Origin of the sequence: Brenneria izbisi, from assembly GCF_025840185.1 — a bacterium.
Taxonomy (GTDB): Bacteria; Pseudomonadota; Gammaproteobacteria; order Enterobacterales; family Enterobacteriaceae; genus Brenneria; species Brenneria izbisi.
In genome coordinates this window covers 78,606-98,298 of sequence record NZ_JAMPJU010000005.1, presented here as the reverse complement: position 1 = coordinate 98,298, position 19,693 = coordinate 78,606, and the positions used below count along the sequence as shown (strand labels likewise).

The window sequence follows — 19,693 nt, the reverse complement described above, 5'->3', positions numbered from 1 at the left end:
TATCCATGCTCTGTTATTCAGCGACGTTTTCATATTGGCTCTATTTTCACTGCGGCCCGACCGCGCATCGAGACAGCGAAAAGGAGACTGAAATGGTACAAGACACTTCCACAGGCCGGTTGAGCGCCGGCGAGTACGGATCTCTGAATCTGAAAACGCGCTATGACAACTTTATCGGCGGCGCCTGGGTGCCGCCCGACAGCGGTCAGTATTTTGTCAACCTGACGCCCATCACCGGCCAGCCTTTATGTGAAGTGGCCAGTTCGACATCCCGTGACGTGGATCACGCGCTGGATGCCGCCCACAAAGCTAAAGCGGAATGGGGGGGGATGTCCGTGCAGGATCGGTCGTTAATTCTCAACCGCATTGCGGATCGAATGGAGCAGAACCTAGACCTGCTGGCGAATATGGAAACCTGGGATAACGGCAAGCCGATTCGTGAAACCAGCGGCGCGGACGTTCCGCTGGCTATCGACCATTTTCGCTATTTCGCCGCCTGTATTCGCGCCCAGGAGGGGGCGATCAGTGAGATTGATGGCGATACTGTCGCTTATCATTTCCACGAACCGCTCGGCGTGGTGGGACAGATTATTCCCTGGAATTTCCCGCTGTTGATGGCTTGCTGGAAAATGGCGCCAGCGCTGGCCGCAGGAAATTGTATCGTCTTGAAACCCGCCAAGTTGACGCCAATGTCGGTACTGCTGTTGATGGAGCTGATTCAGGATATCTTGCCGCCGGGGGTGGTTAACGTGGTTAACGGTTCAGGCAGCGAGATCGGTGAGTATCTGGCGACCTCGAAGCGTATCGCTAAAGTGGCGTTTACCGGTTCAACGGAAGTGGGTCAGCAAATCATGGGCTATGCCGCTCAGAACGTGACGCCGGTAACGCTGGAACTGGGCGGCAAATCGCCGAACATTTTCTTTGCTGATGTGATGGATAAAGAAGACAGCTTTTTTGACAAGGCGTTGGAGGGGTTCACGTTGTTTGCCTTCAATCAGGGCGAGGTGTGTACCTGTCCGAGTCGGGCGCTGGTGCAGGAGTCGATTTACGAGCGCTTTATGGAACGAGCGATCAAACGTGTTGAATCTATCCGCATCGGCCATCCTCTGGACAGTAATACCATGATGGGCGCGCAGGTATCTTCCGGTCAGTTGGATACCATTCTGAACTATATCGATATCGGCAAGAAAGAAGGGGCGCGCGTCCTGACCGGTGGTCGCCGTAAGGAAATGCCGGCAGATCTGGCGCAGGGTTATTATCTGGAACCCACGATTCTGTTTGGTAAAAATAGCATGCGCGTTTTCCAGGAGGAGATTTTCGGACCGGTGCTGGCGGTAACGACCTTTAAAACCATGGATGATGCGTTGGAGATAGCCAACGACACCGAGTATGGCCTGGGCGCGGGCGTATGGAGCCGCAACGGGAATGTGGCGTACCGTATGGGACGTGGCATCCAGGCCGGACGCGTCTGGACCAACTGCTATCACGCGTATCCGGCGCATGCAGCGTTTGGCGGCTATAAACAATCGGGTATTGGGCGTGAAAACCACAAAATGATGCTGGAACATTACCAACAGACCAAGTGCCTGTTAGTCAGCTATTCCGACAAACCAATGGGCTTGTTCTGATGTCGGCGTGACGATATTGTGTTTCTCACCGGGCCGTTACACGTTAACGGCCTTTTTATGTTGGTTGCGCCGCTTGTCTCGGATTAGCCTGATTGTTGATTGTACCGACGTGGAACAGGCACTACTCTGTTGAATAGACGTCATATTTTAAGAGGTTGTGCATGACCGACAAGATCGGCTGGATTGATAATTTGCGGGCTGTGGCCTGTATGATGGTCGTTCTCATTCATAGCACTACCTATCCGATTACCGCCGGTGGGATGCCGGGTGAAGCGCATTGGGATGTGGCAAATATACTGAACTCGGCTTCACGGGTTGGCGTGCCGCTATTTTTTATGATTTCCGGTTATCTGTTTTTTGGCGAACGCAACGCCCAGAAAAAACATTTTCTGAGAATAAGTCTGTGTATCCTGTTTTATAGCGCGGTTGCCTTGATTTATATCTCGACGCTGACGCCGATTAATGGTTTGAACGCGTTGCGTTTTGCGTTACAGAAACCCATTTTTTATCACTTATGGTTCTTTTATGCCATTGTCGTGATTTATTTGTGTTCTCCATTGATTAATATCAAACCGGTTTCAGGTAAGTATTTGTTGGTATTTATCGTACTGTTGGCGGTAATTGCCAATCCGAATACCGGACGCGTTGAATTTTTCGGGAGCAGGCTATTGCCGGTCAATCTCTATATTTACGGCGATACCTTTTATTACCTGCTGTATGCCATGCTCGGACGTGCTTTGGGAATGTTGGAGATTCCACGTAAAGCCGTGCTTGCCGCCATACCGCTCTTTATTTTCTGCGTTGTGATGGTGGCGCTGGGAACCCTGTACCACACTTTGCGAAATGATAGCTTTACTCAGACTTTCTATCTTTATAGCGGACCGCTGGTATTTCTGGCCGCAATCAGTCTGTTGGTGATATTCAAACATTATTTCAATCATCGGGTGCTGCCGGGTTTTGCTTTGATATCGCGTCATTCATTAGCTATTTATGGCTTTCACGCGCTGATTATTCACTATATGCGCACCAACGGTCTGGATTTCTCCTCTCGCCCAGTGTTGGATATTTTCTATATTTTTACCGTTGCGTTATTGGGCAGTTTGTTGTTGTCGATAGCGGTACAGAAATTGGATACGCGGCGTCTGGTTTCCTGAAGCGTTGGCAGGACAACATGGCGCGGCATAGGCCGCGCCAGAGATAGGTTCAGGCTGGCACGCGCCAGTGATCGTAATCAATATGTTCAACCTGGAAGTTGGCGTTTTCCTTATCGCCCGTCAGACGGCTGGCGATGGTGAAAGCGAAATCGAACGCCACACCCAGTCCTTTACCGCTGATCAGGTTGCCATCTTCCACAACTTTTTCATTTACGTAGATGCCGTCGGTGACATCCAGCCATAATTCGCCTGAACAGACATAGCGACGGCCTTTTAGCAGCTTATTGCCGCCCAGTACGCGGGCTGCGGCGGAACAGATGGGGCAAATCAACTTGTTGGCTTCATCGTGGCGACGGATGAAATCCACCACCATTGGGTTTGCTGCCAGATTAACCGTTCCCTGTGGGCCGCCAGGAATGATCACGGCATCGAACAGAACATCCCTGCTTTTTTCCAGCAAGGCATCGGCAAATATACGAATATTGTGATAACTGCGCAGTTCCAGCCTGTCATGACAAGACAGCATGGTAACTTCCACATTCATGCGGTGCAGTACATCGATCACCATAATCGCTTCTGCTTCTTCAAACCCAGGAGCCAGCAGAATAGCGACTTTCTTAGACATAATCTCTCCAGCATCAGGTGAAGGAATCCATTAACCGGGAGAGGATAGCAAAGATTAATAATAAAATTGAAACAATGTTTTATTATTGAGGTTGAGGTCGCGTAAAGTAATTTTACCGCTTAGTCCACCTAAGAAATCGCGTTATACTCGTTAACTTGGGCCGATGATTGACCACGAATTTTTTTGCATAAAATACCACGGTGCTCTTCCGGTACCGGCAAAAAGATGTTTAAATTATCACTCACTTATTTTGCATAAATATGCATTTATGAGCGTGCTGATTCTGACGATAGTCCCGGCCAATTCGTTTTGCGAAACGGCAAAGGTATCACCTCTCATCAATGTATTGCGTAACATAATGGTGTGGCTGCTAAGCTTCTAACCATAGATCTTTCGAGCAGGGATTACATTTATGACAACGATTCTCAAGCATCTTCCGGTTGGTCAGCGTATTGGTATTGCGTTTTCAGGTGGTCTGGATACCAGTGCTGCGCTGCTCTGGATGCGTCAAAAAGGCGCGGTTCCTTATGCGTATACCGCGAATCTGGGACAGCCGGACGAGGATGACTACGACGAGATCCCTCGCCGCGCTATGGAATACGGCGCTGAAAATGCCCGTTTGATCGACTGCCGCAAGCAGCTTGTCGCCGAAGGGATTGCCGCCATTCAGTGTGGCGCTTTCCACAATACCACGGCGGGCGTGACCTATTTCAACACCACGCCGTTGGGACGCGCGGTGACCGGTACAATGCTGGTTGCCGCCATGAAAGAGGACGGCGTTAATATCTGGGGTGACGGCAGTACCTATAAGGGTAACGACATTGAGCGTTTCTATCGTTATGGTTTGCTGACCAATGCCGAATTGAAAATCTACAAGCCGTGGCTGGATACCGATTTCATTGACGAGCTTGGTGGCCGTCAGGAAATGTCCGAGTTCATGGCTCAGGCTGGTTTCGGTTACAAAATGTCAGCGGAAAAAGCCTATTCCACCGATTCAAATATTCTGGGGGCGACGCATGAAGCCAAGGATCTGGAATATCTGAATTCCAGCGTCAAAATCGTTAACCCGATCATGGGCGTTAAATTCTGGGACGAAAACGTTAAAATCGCGGCGGAAGAAGTTACTATCCGTTTTGAGCGCGGCCACCCGGTTGCCTTAAATGGCAAAACCTTTGCCGATGACGTCGAACTGATGCTGGCAGCAAATCGTATCGGCGGACGCCACGGTCTTGGCATGAGCGATCAGATTGAAAACCGAATTATTGAAGCGAAAAGCCGTGGCATCTATGAAGCGCCGGGCATGGCATTACTGCACATTGCTTACGAGCGTCTGGTGACGGGCATTCATAACGAAGACACCATTGAGCAATACCATGCAAATGGCCGTCAGTTGGGCCGCTTCCTGTATCAGGGCCGTTGGTTTGATTCGCAGGCGTTGATGTTGCGCGATGCTTCTCAGCGTTGGATTGCCAGCGCCATTACGGGTGAAGTCACGCTGGAACTGCGGCGTGGTAACGACTACTCCATCATGAATACCGTTTCCGACAATTTGACCTATAAGCCGGAACGTTTGACGATGGAAAAAGGTGATTCTGTATTCTCGCCTGACGACCGTATCGGTCAGTTGACCATGCGTAATCTGGATATCACCGATACGCGTGAAAAACTGTTCAACTATGTTGAAACCGGTCTGCTGTCGGCTTCCGCCAGCGCGGGTCTGCCGCAGGTTGGGCAGTTGCAGGATAAGTCTGATAAGTAACTGGTGATTAAAGTCTTGCAGAGAACCCGGAGCCGCTTGTCGCCTCCGGGTTTTTTTGTGCTGATGCCCGACCGAGTTTGAAATGCGCCAGCACGTAGTCTGGGGCGTACCTGCAATTCGCCTATAGTGTTGTTTTTTCTCACGGATTGTGGGGTTGCATCTGTACAACCGATGGCAAAAGGGACAAAATATAAAAGCGATAATCAACGGTAATAATCATTTTAAAACGCCAACAATGATGTTGAGTGGTTTGATCATTCTTGATATCTAGCAATAAATTTTTAATGGAGGAAAAATGTTAGAGATATTTGATGTGAGTTATTCGCTGTTGTCAGAAGAAAAATCCGAAGAACTATTTACCCTTAGAAAAGAGACATTTAAGGATCGCCTTAACTGGGCTGTACAGTGTACGGATGGCATGGAGTTTGATCAGTATGATAATAATAACACAACGTACCTTTTTGGTATAAAAGATGATTTTGTTATTTGCAGTCTGAGGTTTATTGAAACAAAATACCCTAATATGATTACCGGAACATTTTTCTCTTATTTTGAAAAAATAAATATTCCTGAAGGTAATTACATTGAATCAAGTCGGTTTTTTGTGGATAAAGAAAGAGCGAGAAATATCCTGGGCAATAACTATCCAATCAGTTCCATGCTTTTTTTATCAATGATTAATTATTCCAGAAAAAATGGTTATGAAGGCATATACACCATTGTCAGCCATCCGATGTTAACAATATTAAAACGCTCAGGCTGGAAAATATCTGTTGTTGAACAAGGCATGTCGGAAAAAAATGAAAGAGTCTATTTATTGTTTCTACCCGTTGATGATGAGAATCAGGAGATCTTAACCCGACGTATTAGTCGTAGCAGTATGGTTGTGAATGATGAATTGAAGCAATGGCCATTGCGACTTTCAGTTTCTAATGCACTGGCTTGATAAGGTGAAGTTCTATACCAAGCCTTATAGCGTGCTTGGCGTTTAACACACCGAGTTTTTTTATAACATTGCCGATATGAAATTTTACTGTGCTGGTTTTAATGCCCAGGATCAGCGCTACCTCTTGGTAGGTCTTACCCATGCTGGCCCAGTATAAAATTTCATTCTCTCGTGGAGAAAACATTATTTTATCATTTAATGTGTTTTCTTCACTATTCTTAGCCATCTCTTTACAAAGAGAGATGGTTTTTTCATAAGCAGTGATAAGCAACATCTGTAATGTGTCTTTTTCTTCTTCAATAATATTTTTCATACTTTCAACCTCTGGTCCATTCATGATTATGGACAACGTGACGAGATTATTACTATTGTCGTGAAGAACAAAGGTGTACCCATGAGTGACATTATATTTTTTTGATAAATTGAATATTTTTGAAAGTTTTATTCTTGCTTTAATAATCAGGCTTTCTTCCCAAAAAAAAGGGGATATTTTATTAAAGGCGGCAAAAATGACGGGGTCAATTTGCTGATAATTGTTTTCTTTATATATATTTACCCATTCATCTGGATAGTTGGTGGTTATTATTATCTCGGAGGGGTTTTTCTTATTCAGAATCATATAGGAAAATTTTATACCTTTATAAGGCATCAAATGTTCCTCAAAAAACTTTTTTGTTACCCTGCTTATAATTTCATTGTTGGAAAATAATAAAGACATATAATGACCTCTATTCGAAGGTTCAACATCCTTGTGGGGATAAAGTATATACTCATGCTTATGCCTAAGTCTAACGTTGATTTCCTGATGAAGTTATCTGTCATTTTCAAACAGAAATCACATTATGAAAAATAGATGAATGATTTTTCATAAAAAGGGGAGTGTGTATCTTCTCCCCGCTTAATGCCAGCGTCCCCAGATAACGATTAAGGCCAATGCGGTGATACACCAGCAAGCCAAAGCGCCGACCAATGAATAGGATAATTTTGTCACGCCACTTAAATACCAGAGAGACACAAGGTAGGCAAAATAAGGAATGATAGCCCACATGCCGAACAATATCGTGGTGCGCAATGCCGCGACATTGCGCTCAGTCGCAACAATGTAGTGGGCAATCAAGGCAAATGTAGGGAAGAGCGGAACCAACCCGGCAATATAATAATTTTTTGTCTTTGATAAATACCCGATGAGCAAAACCACAACCGCGCCTATCACTGCTTTAAAAACCAAGCCCATTTCGTTCCCCTGACATGATCCTTCTGGCGATATCCCATCATGAATAGGCTGATCTGTAAACCTTTAAAACAGGTCTTCCTCACTGATGACTTTGCGACTACCTGCTTATGTACAGATTACCACTATGTAGGCGGGGCGGTGTAATTCAAATACATCACCCCTCTTTAATATGGTGAGCATGAAAGCAATAATCATCGACCGATCAACATTGGTCGCGGAAATTCCATGCATATTTTTTATAAATAACAGATTTGCTGATTTTTATATAACGCTTTTGCAATGGCATTCCTGCAAATGAAATTTCTTCTGGATGAATAATGAGTGTTAATGTGTTCCGGCTTTATTGTGTTTTTAATTCATTTCGACTTGAAGTGATTTTTTTTAATTAGCCTGCTATGGGCGAATCTCGTTATTTATTATTAAAGTCAATGCTATTTTTTGATGCTGTTAGTGGTCTATTGTTATGATTTTTATAGGTATTTGTCGGATGGTGTAAATGCCTTGAAAGATAATTAGATGTTCGCTTCTCTTTGGAATAGATGCACTAAGGAACTTCTCTTCCATTTTTCCTACATAGAACTGGCCGGTTATTTTGGCCAAAAAGTTTATATTTAACTTATTAGCTAACAAAAGGACTTTTCTATGAGTGCTAAGTTACGTTTATTGGGTGCAATGATTGGAGTTGGCGCGCTATTGGCAAGTGCTGGCGCCAGCGCTGTGTCAGACCAGTATATTTCCGTTACGTCATCAAAAGAAGCGAAATACAAATACTCTGTCTATGCCGATCTTTATGACGGACAAGGTAACTTCGTCTATCACTGGCAGAATACGGGTAAAAAACCGGGATCTTCACTGCGCTGGAATTATACCGATGGCGGCGACGGTGGTTGGCTGCATATTTGGATCGACCCATCGCCTGCTCAAAGGGCTTCTTTTTTGACATTGCCACTGGGCGTTAATCATTGCTATGAAATTACTGCGCCTGTCGTCGGAACCATTTCGATGGTTAATGAAAAGCCCTGTTGAATAGTGAGCGATATCTTATCGCGGCAGATTATCCACCTATATAACATTTAAATGTTGGTTGAAGGCCCGGATTAATGGTTGAGCTTAATGATATTCGCCATGGTTATGGTGACGTGAACGTACTGAATAATCTTTCATTACGTGTGGCGTCTGGTGAAACCTGCGCTATTTTAGGTTCCTCTGGTAGCGGTAAAAGCACGCTACTAAGTATTCTCGGATTATTGGAACCGTTAGTGACCGGAGAGTACTGTTTGGATGGCGAGAATATGATGTCTTGTACATCGCATCAGCGCGCCGCATTACGTAACCGCAAACTGGGGTTTGTTTTTCAGCATTTCCATCTGCTACCGCGACTTAATGCATTAGATAACGTGGCCTTGCCGCTGTTGTATCGAGCTATGCCATTGGCAGTGTCCCGTCATCGGGCCGCTGCCGTTCTTGAATCCTTGGGTATGACGCCCTGGTTGCACTCTTATCCGGCCATGCTATCCGGCGGACAACGACAGCGGGTGGCTATCGCCCGTGCATTGGTGGGTGAGCCCTCTTTACTGCTTGCCGATGAGCCAACCGGCAATCTTGATACGAATACCGCGCACGACATTATGTCTCTTTTGCTGGAATTGAACCGCCGGAAGGGGTTAACCATGGTGATGGTGACTCATGATGAACATCTGGCCGAATGTCTGCATCAGCGGTGGCATATGCGTGGCGGAAAGCTCATTGAGGCGCGGTAAAAAAAATGACGCGATTTCAACAGTTAATCGAAGCATGCCGTAATCTATACGCGTTTCGTCAGCGCGCTACGCTGGCGATTTTGGGTATCGGGGTGGGCAGCGCGCTTGTCGTCACTTTGCTTATATTAGGAAAAAGCGCGCAGCATAATGCGCTAAGCGCCTTCGATACTTTGGGCGGCGATGTGATGGTGGCGGACATCGGTGTGAGAAGCGCGGAGAGATCGTCCCCCCTTCCCATTAATCTGGATTTTTCGTCATTGCGATCCCAGTTTCCTGATATCCGGCGGGTGGTTCCCGTTGCGCGTTGGGAGATTCAGTTGACGAAGAACGGTAAGGCGCTGTCGATTCCGATTATCGCCACTACGTCGGATTTTTTTGACTTACTGCGTTTAGATCCTGCTTGGGGACGCGGCCTGTCAAAATTTGATAGCCGCGCAAATTACGCTGTACTTGGCGCAAGTCTGGCTCAACGGCTTGCCCTTTCCGCAAAGCATCTGCAACTTAATCATTATGCGTTTGATGTTATCGGTATTTTACACCCAAGCGTCTCTCTGGCGCCTGGGGGCATGCAAATCGATGATATGGCGTTGGTGCCGCTGACGACAATTAAGAAAATCGCACCGTTCACAGAGCCGGATATGTTGCTGATACAAGCTGTTTCCCGTCAGCACATTGCATTACTGGAAACACCGGTACGCGATTGGTTGGAGAGTAACTTACCAGGGCGGAATATCCATTTGATGTTACAGCAACAACTGCTTGATGGCATCGAGCAGCAAACGCGAACATTCCGTTACTTGTTGAGCGCTCTTGCAGCGATAGCATTGCTGATGGGCGGGATCGGCGTAATGAACGTTATGGTGATGAGCGTCGCGGAACGACGTCATGAAATTGGTTTGCGTCAGGCTTTGGGAGCCACGTCGCAAGAGATAGGCGTATTGTTTCTTTTGGAAGCGTTGCTCCTCTCTCTGCCGGGGTCTTTGCTGGGCAGCGGGATCGGTGTGGCATTCTCCTGGATCTATGCGCGTTATGCAGACTGGTCCCTGGTGATCGACCTGTGGGTGCTGCCGCTGGCGATGGGGAGTGCCTTAACGCTGGCCGTGTTTTTTGGGTTAAAGCCTTCTTTGGCGGCTGCACGTCTTTCACCTGCGGAGGCGTTGCGTGATGCTTAATCGATGGAGTCAATTGCTGTTCTGTTTCATGCTGGTAAGTGTGAAATCTTATTCGTTTGATATTTCAGAAAAAAAATCAAAAATAGAACAAAGCATAACGATCACGCTGCCAGAAGCCGTGGCGCTGGGGATGCGTAACAGCAACGCGATCAAAAGTCAGGCGCTCCTGCGTTTGAACGATAAATTTGACCTGCGGGTGGCGCAAGATGGCTTTCGTCCCCAATTGGTCTTCAATAGTCAGTATCTGCGCAGTACACGCGGGAATCTTAATAGTCATGAGCGTTCATCAGGCGTTTCGGCAAGTCTGCTCACCCCTTTAGGTACTCAATTGACGCTGGATTGGTCTTATCGCCGGGAGGAGCAGGATATGTCCCCGCGTCAACAGGGGGGGAATGTCACATTTGCGCTGGTTCAGCCTTTATTGCGAGACGCGGGTACAGATGTGAATACTGTCGCGCTGCGTCTGGCGGAGATTGACGAGCGCATGGGGCAATTGCGCTATCAGCAGCAGGTTGCTGAAACCATTACGAATATCATTCTGGCGTATCATCGCTTACTCAAGGCGCAACAGCAGTTTGAGTTGTCGCGACAAGCGCTGCATCGCGCCAACACGCAGCGAGACGTCGTAGCCAAACTCATCAATAGTGGGCGTGTCGCATCGCTGGAACAATTGCAAAGTGATGCGGATATCGCCGAGCAGCAATTAAGGATCGCGCAGGAAGAGAATGAACTGAATGCCAGCCGTCTGGCGTTGTGCGGTCTACTGGGGATTGATAACCGCACGCTATTAAGCGCCAGCAAAAATCTTGAGATAAAAAAAGTCGCGCTGAAAACCGACTGGGCAATGGAAAAAGCCTTACAAACACAGCCGGATTACCTCATTCAGCAATTAGCGTCGCAAAAACAGAAATTTTACTTAATACAAGCGCAGAATCAGCGCCGCTGGGATGTCGATCTGGTGGCGGGCGCCGAGCGTAATGATATAAGAGGCAACGATATGCAGGACAATGATCGTTGGCAACGCTATGTAGGGTTGAATGTATCTATTCCTTTCAATGATATGCGCGCGCGTCAGGAAGAACTGCGCGCCGAGATAGCAGAGAAAAAACAGCGGTTGGACATGGCCGATTCCCGCCAACAACTTGAAGAGGCGGTGACTCAGCAGATTGATATGCTGAACAATAGCTGGCAGCAATATGCCATTGCCGATCGTCTTACCCGTCTGTCGGAAAAAAAGCTTCAGGCTGAGCAGACCAAATTAGCCGCGGGACGCTCTTCCAACTTTCAGGTGCTGAGTTATCAAAATGATCTGCGTTTCGCTCAGAATGCGCGGCTTAATGCGCAGGTAGATTATCTGAATGTGCAAGCGAATCTGGATATGTTGATAGGCTATACGCTCAGTCGTTGGGGAGTGGAATTGAATGATTTTTAATTTTCTCCGATCTCGAATTATGTTGTGCGTGCTATTGGCAATGATACTGGCTGTCATTGGCTGGCGGTTGTCATCCTCTGATGAGGCGGTCAACCATGAACCCATCTGGCGTTATGTGAAACCAACGCCTGTGGAAAGCCACCTGATATTGATGGCCCGATTGCAAGCGCAAGCGCAATATTCGGTCAATGCGCCTTTTGAAAGTCACATCACGCGAGTTGCGGTGCGGGAAGGTGATCAGGTGAAAAAAGGCGATGTGCTATTGGAACTGAGTACCGTATCGCAACAAATACCTTTCAGAGACGCACAAGCCCAATGGTTGAAAGCTCGTCAGGATCTGCAACGGGTACAAAACTGGTCAGACAGTACGGAGGTCACTTCGGCCCGTCGGTCTTTGCAAGGTGCGGAAATCAGCGTCAGAAGCGCAACACAAAAAGTTAAGGAAGCGAAGCCGTTGTTTCATGCCGGTATTATTCCGCGTATGGAACTGGATGTCTTAAGAGAGGAAGAGGAAAACCGGAAACTGGATCTTCAGGCTGCACAACAAACGTTGGCTGTGGTAATGGCACAAGGCGGTGCGCAAAACCTGGAGATGGCGGAGCTTGAATTACGTAATGCGGAGCAAAAACTTCAGGAACTACGCGATAGGCAGAGTAAGAGCATACTGTATGCGATGAATGATGGTTATGTGATCGGGGTACGCAACGGGAACAAAGAAAAGATGCCTTTTGCTCAGGAAGGGCAACAAGTCAGCCTTGGCGATCCTTTGTTGATGTTGGTGGGGATAGCGCGGTTTAACGCACAGGCGCGTGTGGACGAGTCTGATGTAGAGACTTTGCGGCCAGGCATGTCTGCGACCTTAAGTAATGATGCCTATCCAGATACTCAATGGACAGGCAAATTGCGCGCCATCAGTCCTCAGGCAAATTATATCGAGGGGCAGGCGGGTACGACCTATGATGTATCGTTCGATATTGATTGTTGTCGTAAAGGTGAAGCTGTACCTCGTTTGGGGATGTCAGCAATGGTGAAAGTCACGACCTTCTCAAATCCCGCGGGGATGGTGTTGCAACCTGATGAGATAACGCAGGACGAGCAAGGCCGCACCACTATCCTTTATCGACGCGATCTGCAATCGCCTCCTGTACGACAAAGCGTAGAAATAGTTAAATCTCTGCCGCAAGGCGTGGTTGTAAAAAATATGAGCGAAGGCTATGTGCAGAAAATCGGCGCGTCGCCATGAGGTTGCTATCAGGTAGATGGTTACAATCCGGGAATTTCTTAAACATACTCCGCAATTCCCGCCACGTTGGGCGGTGGTTTTTGATGGTTTTCAAGCGAGCTGAGTAGACGATGTTTTTGATTAAATTTTCTTAAAAACAGGGCGTTATAGGATCTGATAGACTTGAGTGGAATGCATATGAATATAAAGTGATGGTCTGTTGGTATTGATTTTATTGTGTTTTATTAATCTGTTTTGAGTTTAAGTACATGGGGAACGAAGATGCTTACGCGTTGAACCAAAATTTTCCACAAGTTCCCGTAAATGCTGCGCTAACTGGTCAACTGTCTTCTCTCCCGTTCTTGTTGGTTTGATAAACGCACTGTTCATGATTCGATAATTACTTCGGGAAGTCCTGCTTCAGTGGCCTGTTTACATACCTTGTCGATTACCTGTTGGACGCGATCTGGAGCACGAACAGCCGAGTGGTCAATTTTGAAAGCAGCCGCAGCTTTAACGCATTCGCTGCGTTGCGCGATCATCTTAACCAGTTCGCTATCAATCTGATCGACTCGATTTCTAACGTCTTCAATTGAAAAAAATTCATTTTCAATCCATCTAACGAGTAAATGAGTTTGTTAGGTTACATAAAATTTCGATTGAATACAGTATTGAACCTAAATACATAAGCCAATTTAACATGGCTTATGTATTTCTATAGACTTTGAAAGAATTTACTCAATGTTCTGAATCTGCTCCCGCATCTGCTCAATCAGTACCTTCAATTCAATGGCGGAGGCGGTAACGTCGGCGTTAATTGATTTAGAGGCCAGCGTGTTGGATTCGCGGTTGAATTCCTGCATCATGAAATCCAGACGGCGACCAACGGCTTCTTCTTTCTTCAGGATTTTGTAGGTTTCAGCGACGTGGGCTTCAAGCCTGTCCAGTTCTTCCGCCACATCGACGCGTTGCGCCATAATCACCAGTTCCTGTTCCAGTCGGTTATTTTCCAACTGAACCTGCGCCTCTTCCAGCTTGTTGAGCAGGCGTTCACGCTGCCATTGCAGTATGTTCGGCATCTGTGCGCGGACTTTGACGACTTCGGCGCTGACGCCAGCCAGACGCTGTTCAATCAGGGCTTTCAGGGCGTTGCCTTCACTTTCCCGCGCGGTGATGAAATCATCCAGCGCGTTATTCAATCCCTGTAACAACTCGGCGCTGATGGCGTCCAGATCCTGTTCTTCCGCGGCCATCACGCCAGGCCAGCGCAGAATATCGACCGGGTTGATTTCACCTTCATCGCTCTGCATTTTTACCCAGTTAGCCGCGCTCACCAGTTGTTTGGCCAGATTTTCATTCAAAATCAGCGAGCTTTGCGCGCGTGGGTCCAGATCGAAACGCAGATTGCATTCAATTTTACCGCGGGTTAGCCGCGCGCGGATGCGATCGCGAATAACGGGTTCCAGACTGCGGAATTGTTCTGGCAAACGGATGTAGGTTTCCAGATAGCGCTGGTTAACAGAACGCAGTTCCCAGGCTGCGCTTCCCCAGTTACCCTTGATTTCTCGGCGGGCGTAAGCGGTCATGCTGCGAATCATTGGTGCATACCTGTAGAGCAAATGATGAGGGGATTATAGCGTTGAGTCCCGGTACGCGGTAGGAGAAAATCCGTCGTCCGGTCAACAGACATAAGTGAATCATCTGATGAACGGCGGATAAGTGCTCATGATGTGCTGTCAGCCGCGGTCCGGCGGGCTATGCGGCGTGCAACAGCGCTTCGTTTTGACGTGCGATTTCCCAGCATTTACGCTTCATCATCTGTTTCAACTGTAAGGTTGCCTGCGACTGGGGATTGTCGCGGCGGCTAATCAGCGTGACTTCAAACGGCAGAGGCTGATCGATCGGGACGATTTTAAGCTGATCGGCGTAACGACAAGCCGTGAAGAGATCCACCACGCCCACGCCGCCTCCTGCCAGCACCATATCGGCGATGACGGAATACGTTTTGATGTACAACGAGGCGGCAGGCTTCAGGGCCTTGTCGCGCAATGCCCGGTGCAGCACCTGTCCGAGCGGGTCATGTAGTTGCATCATCAGCAGGTTGTTGTTGCATAGCCATTCCAGCGACACCGGGCCGTTTATCGGGCTGTCTTTGGGAAGCAGCGCCACCATAGTCGATTGAAACAATGGCTCCGCCAGCAGTTCCGATGGCACTTGCTGACCAAAAATCAATGCGAAATCAAGTTGATCTTGCAGGATGTTCTGGCACAGGGTACTGAAATGCTCCGTAACCAGTTCGACATTGACCCGCGTAGCCTGCTTGCGAAACTCTACCAGTGCGGGCGCAACAATCATTTGTCCAAACGCGTGGGCCGCGCCCAGACGAACCGATTGTTCTTTGCCGGTTTTGATTTGTTCGGTCAGCAGGCTGATGTTGTGTAACTGGCTGAATAGTTCCTGTACCTTGGGGATTAAGCGGCGGCCTTCCGACGTCACGACCATGCCCTGGGCGTGTCGCTCGAATAAGGCGAAACCAAGCTGTTGCTCGGCGTGGCTGAGCACCCGGCTGACATTCGGCTGGGAAACATTGAGCAGACGTGCGGCACCGCTGATCGTGCCAGCCTGAACAATGGCCTGAAAGATTTCGATGTGGCGTAAACGCATGATCGCATGCTCCGGTTTCAACGGGGTTTCTTCGGTGGGACACCGTGAGAAAGGCTCTGACAATCACCATGTCATGCAATTATTACGCCATGTTCGGTAATAGCGTGGTGCGCACGGATATCGCGCCGGAGTGAGGGGAAAGGGAAGGGCGATGAGTGATCGGGAGATGCTTATCTATGGAGCATGATGCATCATAATGGCGCGCCGCCATGATACTGGCGCCATTCATTCCGGTCCGCCAACCCGTGGCGGCAGACCAGAATGGAATGGCGCTAAACGGATATCAGCGGTAAATGGCCGCGACGGGGGCCTGCCCGACATAGCCATAACCGCGATACATGCCTTCACTGTTAAACGGCAGCGCAATATTGCCGTGATGATCGACCGCAATGAGTCCGCCGCTGCCGTCCAGTTGCACCAGTTTTTCCATCACCACACGATTACAGGCCTGTTCCAGCGTCAGACCGGCATAATCCATCAGTGCCGAAACATCATAGGCGGCGACGGTGCGCATAAAGATTTCTCCTGTACCGGTACAGGATACCGCCACCGTCTGGTTATTGGCGTAACACCCCGCGCCGATGATCGGGCTATCGCCTACGCGTCCGGCTTTTTTGTTGGTCATGCCGCCGGTCGAAGTCGCCGCCGCCAGATTGCCCGCGCAGTCTAGCGCGACGGCGCCTACAGTGCCGTACTTGCGGTCGGGATCGATGGGGTCGCCGTTGGTCTGACCATCATGATCCAGCACGACTTTTCCTTCTCCGGCTTGCGCATTATGCAATTGCTGGCGGCGCGCTTGCGTCGAGAAAAATACCGGTTCAACCATCTCAAGATTATGCTGGCGCGCGAACGCTTCCGCGCCCTCGGCGGTGAACATCACATGCTGGCTCTGTTCCAGCACGGTGCGCGCCGCCAACACTGGATTACGGATATGACTGACGCAACTGACGGCGCCGGCATCCAGACGGCGACCATCCATGATGCTGGCGTCCAGTTCGTGGGTTGCATTATGGGTGAACACCGAACCGTGCCCGGCGTTGAACAACGGACACTCTTCGAGCAACCGAACGGCTTCGGTCACCGCATCCAGCGCGCTGCCATGTCGGGCCAGAATGCTTTGTCCGCTGGCGACAATCTCCGTCAATGCAGCCAGATAGCGCCGCTCTTTTTCCGCGTTCATCGCCGAGCGCGTCAACGCGCCGGCACCGCCGTGGATCACAATCACGGGTTTGGTCATGCTGTCGATTCTCTTTTCAGTCGGTCAGCGCCAGAATCGGTCTGGCGGCTGCCGTCTTAGTTTTGGGTAGTTGCCAGATAGGAAAAAGCACTTAACAGGCTAACAATTTCTTTCATGGTTTGCGCGGTATAACTGACGGTAATCGCATCCTGACGATTGACGCCGGGGATCAGGCAAAACAGATCGGCCAGTACCGGCTTGGTCACCATTAATTCAAGCTGGTAGGGGGCCTGAATGCGCGAGACGATGGTGTGATGAGCGTTGCTGACGGCGTTCATCGCGGCCTTGCGGATCGTCTGACGGGCGGTTTCCGGGCTTAATGATTCCGCCGCGTGTTGGGAAATGGCGCGTTTAACGCAGACATAATGGGTGGTCGGATAATAACTGGCAATCCACTGTTGCAGCGTATCATCGCCGCTGACCAGCAACAATGGCGTGTGTTGCTCGGCACCAGCGGCGGCATAAATGTCACTCTCAGCCATCACTTCGCCGTTGATGCGCACCCGGTAAAACGCCCGGCCGTTAATCGTGTGGGCCAGTACCCCAAACTCGCCGGCGGCGCTGTGATAACCGATGAACAGCATGCCATCATACTGCTGCTGCTCCAGTCCTTCCACCATGGATAGCTCACGCGGTTTTCCCTGCACCAGCCGGGCGCGGGAATCCATATTTTCCGCCCGCAGATTCACCATGGCGGCGTGGCTGTCGGCCACCACCACGTCGGTCGCGCCGCCAGCGAAAGCGCCGTCGATAGCGGCATTGACTTCCTGCTCCATCAAGCCGCGCGCCAGTTGATACTCGGCGGCGCCGGGGCTGCATTGTTCCGGGCGCATGACGCCAGCAATGCCTTCAATGTCTGCGGAAATAAAAATCTTCATGTCCTGTTCCTTATTCAGATAAATCAGCGGCCAGACGATCCAGCACCTGACGCAATGCCGGACGATGATGCCCGCGAAAACCGGTTACCGCCTCCGCGCTGAGCATGGCGTCAAGCACCGCGTGCTCGGTGGCGTCGGCGGCGGCGCTCAACAACGGTTCCAGTAGCGTTTCTTCAGGTGGTTGCGGGTACGGATGGGTGGTAAACGCTACGGCAATATCACCAGAACCGTGGCCCCAATAGCTGCCCAGCCGTCCTAAACCGGCGCCGGCGCGTTTGGCGATACGCCCAAGCTGACGAGCATCCAACGGTGCGTCGGTTGCCATAATGATGATGATCGAACCCGCATCCTGCTGTGGCGCTAGTTCCGGCAACAGAGGCGCAATGGCATCTCCCACTTGTACGCCATCGAGCGTCAGCGCAGAAAGCGTGCCGAAATTAGCCAGCACCAAAACCCCCAGCGTCGCGTTGAGTTCAGGGATCCGGCGCGAGGCGGTGCCGATACCGCCTTTTAGCCCAAAGCAACTCATGCCGCGTCCGGCCCCAACGCTACCGCGAGCGAACGTCTCTCCCGCTTGCTGCAACGCGATTTGCGCCATATCTTCAGTGACGGCCAACGCCTGAATGTCATTCAACCAGCCGTCATTGCACTCCAGCACCAGCGGGTTGACGGTGGGCAGATCACGCCCCAGTTCGGGATTATGGGCGATGGCGTGACGCGCCAGCGCGGTGAACAGGGTGCCGACCGCCAGCGTATTGCTGAGCAGAATGGGCGTTTGCAACCGGCCAAGCTCTTCAATCTGCACCAGACCGACCGGCTTGGCGAAACCGTTCAATACCGCCGCGCCGCAGGGCAAGGGATGCGTGAACAGATTGGCGTCGGCGGGAATAATCGCGGTGACGCCGGTCTGAATGGCGCCATCCGCCAGCGTACTGTGACCGACACGCACGCCTGCGACATCGCAAATCGTGTTGCGCGGGCCGCTGACCGAACGCGGCGAACCCAGTTGTCGTTGCGTTCGCCAACGGCGCGCCAGCAGAGCGATTTGTTGCTGTTGGTAAGTTGTCATCATGCCCTAGCTTTTCAGTTTGGGATCAAGCGTATCACGCAGCGCATCGCCCAGCAGGTTAAAGGCCAGTACGGTGAAAAATATCGCCAGGCCGGGGAAAACGCTGACGTGCCATGCGCCCGCCATCATCAGGCTGCGGCTCATGGCGAGAATGTTGCCCCATTCTGGCACATCCGGCTCCGGGCCAAGACCGATAAAGCTCAGGCCCGCCGCGGTCAGGATGCTGGTGCCGATCCGCATGGTGAAATAGACAATAACGTTAGGCAGTGTGCCGGGAAGAATATGGCGCATCAGAATAATGCGATCCGGCGCGCCGGCGCAGCGCACTGCTTCGACATACGCCGCCTGTTTCAGCGACAGCGTGGATGCCCGCACAATGCGAGCGAATACCGGCACGCTGAAGATGGCGACGGCGATGATCACGTTGTTCAATCCCGGCCCCAGGATCGCGACCACGGCAATCGCCAGCAGCATACCGGGGAAGGCGAACAGCACATCGGAACCACGCATGATGAGCATATCCACCCAGCGACCGTAGTAACCGGCCAGCAGCCCCAGGACAATACCCGCCAGCATCCCCAACGTGACCGAAAAAATACCGATATACAGCGAGATACGTGCGCCGTAGATAATCCGGCTCATGATATCGCGGCCCAGATCGTCAGTACCCATCCAGTGAGCAGCCGATGGCGGGGAGGCGAGCGCCATCCAGTCAGGTTCCATCGGGTTCCACGGCGCCAGCCAGGGTGCGAATATCGCCACCAGCGCCAGCAGCAGGACAAAACCGCTGGAAATCAGCGCCATTGGATTGCGGATAAAAACCTGCACGAAATCGTGCCACGGCGAGCGGATCGCGTCGTTATCAAGCGTTACCACCGCCACGGCGGGCTCGGAAGGATGTTTCATGTTATCT

18 protein-coding genes and 1 pseudogene are annotated in these 19,693 nt (G+C 50.1%); 9 read left to right on the top strand and 10 right to left on the bottom strand.

Annotation, left to right across the window (positions count from 1 at the left end; genetic code table 11):
- Positions 1-92 precede the first annotated feature (92 nt).
- Both exaC and NC856_RS08630 read left to right on the top strand, forming a co-directional pair.
- Entirely contained in the window at positions 93-1,628 is a 1,536-nt protein-coding gene (exaC, locus tag NC856_RS08635) for an acetaldehyde dehydrogenase ExaC (RefSeq protein ID WP_264090025.1), read from the top strand.
- Between the two features lie 161 nt (positions 1,629-1,789).
- The gene (locus NC856_RS08630) at positions 1,790-2,782 is read left to right on the top strand and encodes an acyltransferase (protein ID WP_264090024.1); all 993 of its coding nucleotides are present in this window, start codon (positions 1,790-1,792) and stop codon (positions 2,780-2,782) included.
- Between the two features lie 49 nt (positions 2,783-2,831).
- Here NC856_RS08630 and NC856_RS08625 read toward each other — a convergent pair whose 3' ends face one another.
- A complete protein-coding gene (locus NC856_RS08625; protein ID WP_264090023.1) occupies positions 2,832-3,407 on the bottom strand; it encodes a DJ-1/PfpI family protein in 576 nt (191 codons plus the stop codon).
- Between the two features lie 412 nt (positions 3,408-3,819).
- On the opposite strand from NC856_RS08625, the gene argG reads away from it, so the two are divergent.
- Complete coding sequence (gene argG / locus NC856_RS08620) at positions 3,820-5,166, top strand: argininosuccinate synthase (RefSeq protein ID WP_264090022.1); 1,347 nt, start codon at positions 3,820-3,822, stop codon at positions 5,164-5,166.
- A gap of 295 nt (positions 5,167-5,461) precedes the next feature.
- On the top strand, positions 5,462-6,112 hold the full coding sequence (locus tag NC856_RS08615) for an acyl-homoserine-lactone synthase (protein ID WP_264090021.1): 651 nt from the start codon (positions 5,462-5,464) through the stop codon (positions 6,110-6,112).
- On the opposite strand, the gene NC856_RS08610 is transcribed toward NC856_RS08615, so the two are convergent.
- Both NC856_RS08610 and NC856_RS08605 read right to left on the bottom strand, forming a co-directional pair.
- Positions 6,096-6,830, bottom strand: a complete 735-nt coding sequence (locus NC856_RS08610; RefSeq protein ID WP_264090020.1) for a helix-turn-helix transcriptional regulator — start codon at positions 6,828-6,830, stop codon at positions 6,096-6,098. The two genes, NC856_RS08615 and NC856_RS08610, sit on opposite strands and share 17 nt — an antisense overlap.
- Positions 6,831-7,010: 180 nt before the next feature.
- Positions 7,011-7,346 carry a GlpM family protein gene (locus NC856_RS08605; RefSeq protein WP_264090019.1) on the bottom strand — a complete coding sequence of 112 codons (336 nt, stop codon included), beginning with the start codon at positions 7,344-7,346 and terminating at the stop codon, positions 7,011-7,013.
- Between the two features lie 642 nt (positions 7,347-7,988).
- On the opposite strand from NC856_RS08605, the gene NC856_RS08600 reads away from it, so the two are divergent.
- The 5 genes from NC856_RS08600 to NC856_RS08580 all read left to right on the top strand — a co-directional run bounded on the left by NC856_RS08600 (position 7,989) and on the right by NC856_RS08580 (position 12,953).
- On the top strand, positions 7,989-8,372 hold the full coding sequence (locus NC856_RS08600; RefSeq protein ID WP_264090018.1) for a hypothetical protein: 384 nt from the start codon (positions 7,989-7,991) through the stop codon (positions 8,370-8,372).
- Between the two features lie 74 nt (positions 8,373-8,446).
- Positions 8,447-9,106 carry an ABC transporter ATP-binding protein gene (locus NC856_RS08595; RefSeq protein ID WP_264090017.1) on the top strand — a complete coding sequence of 220 codons (660 nt, stop codon included), beginning with the start codon at positions 8,447-8,449 and terminating at the stop codon, positions 9,104-9,106.
- 5 nt (positions 9,107-9,111) lie between these two features.
- Positions 9,112-10,278: an ABC transporter permease gene (locus NC856_RS08590; protein ID WP_264090016.1), complete on the top strand. Its 1,167-nt coding sequence runs from the start codon at positions 9,112-9,114 to the stop codon at positions 10,276-10,278.
- Positions 10,271-11,710: a TolC family protein gene (locus tag NC856_RS08585; RefSeq protein WP_264090195.1), complete on the top strand. Its 1,440-nt coding sequence runs from the start codon at positions 10,271-10,273 to the stop codon at positions 11,708-11,710. The genes NC856_RS08590 and NC856_RS08585 overlap by 8 nt, the downstream gene beginning before the upstream one ends.
- Before the next feature lie 40 nt (positions 11,711-11,750).
- The gene (locus NC856_RS08580; protein ID WP_264090015.1) at positions 11,751-12,953 is read left to right on the top strand and encodes an HlyD family secretion protein; all 1,203 of its coding nucleotides are present in this window, start codon (positions 11,751-11,753) and stop codon (positions 12,951-12,953) included.
- Positions 12,954-13,324: 371 nt separating this feature from the next.
- Here the strand turns inward: NC856_RS08580 and NC856_RS08575 are convergent.
- The 7 genes and pseudogenes from NC856_RS08575 to NC856_RS08545 all read right to left on the bottom strand — a co-directional run.
- Positions 13,325-13,546: pseudogene (locus NC856_RS08575) on the bottom strand (chorismate mutase); the annotation flags it as partial.
- Positions 13,547-13,666: 120 nt separating this feature from the next.
- The gene (locus NC856_RS08570; protein WP_264090014.1) at positions 13,667-14,530 is read right to left on the bottom strand and encodes a YicC/YloC family endoribonuclease; all 864 of its coding nucleotides are present in this window, start codon (positions 14,528-14,530) and stop codon (positions 13,667-13,669) included.
- A gap of 157 nt (positions 14,531-14,687) precedes the next feature.
- The gene (locus NC856_RS08565) at positions 14,688-15,596 is read right to left on the bottom strand and encodes a LysR family transcriptional regulator (RefSeq protein WP_264090013.1); all 909 of its coding nucleotides are present in this window, start codon (positions 15,594-15,596) and stop codon (positions 14,688-14,690) included.
- Positions 15,597-15,879: 283 nt separating this feature from the next.
- Positions 15,880-16,833, bottom strand: a complete 954-nt coding sequence (locus NC856_RS08560; protein ID WP_264090012.1) for an isoaspartyl peptidase/L-asparaginase family protein — start codon at positions 16,831-16,833, stop codon at positions 15,880-15,882.
- A 56-nt stretch (positions 16,834-16,889) separates the two neighbouring features.
- The gene (locus NC856_RS08555; protein WP_264090011.1) at positions 16,890-17,711 is read right to left on the bottom strand and encodes a M55 family metallopeptidase; all 822 of its coding nucleotides are present in this window, start codon (positions 17,709-17,711) and stop codon (positions 16,890-16,892) included.
- 10 nt (positions 17,712-17,721) lie between these two features.
- Positions 17,722-18,780: a DmpA family aminopeptidase gene (locus NC856_RS08550; protein ID WP_264090194.1), complete on the bottom strand. Its 1,059-nt coding sequence runs from the start codon at positions 18,778-18,780 to the stop codon at positions 17,722-17,724.
- Positions 18,781-18,786: 6 nt separating this feature from the next.
- Positions 18,787-19,686: an ABC transporter permease subunit gene (locus tag NC856_RS08545; RefSeq protein ID WP_264090010.1), complete on the bottom strand. Its 900-nt coding sequence runs from the start codon at positions 19,684-19,686 to the stop codon at positions 18,787-18,789.
- Between the last annotated feature and the right edge of the window lie 7 nt (positions 19,687-19,693).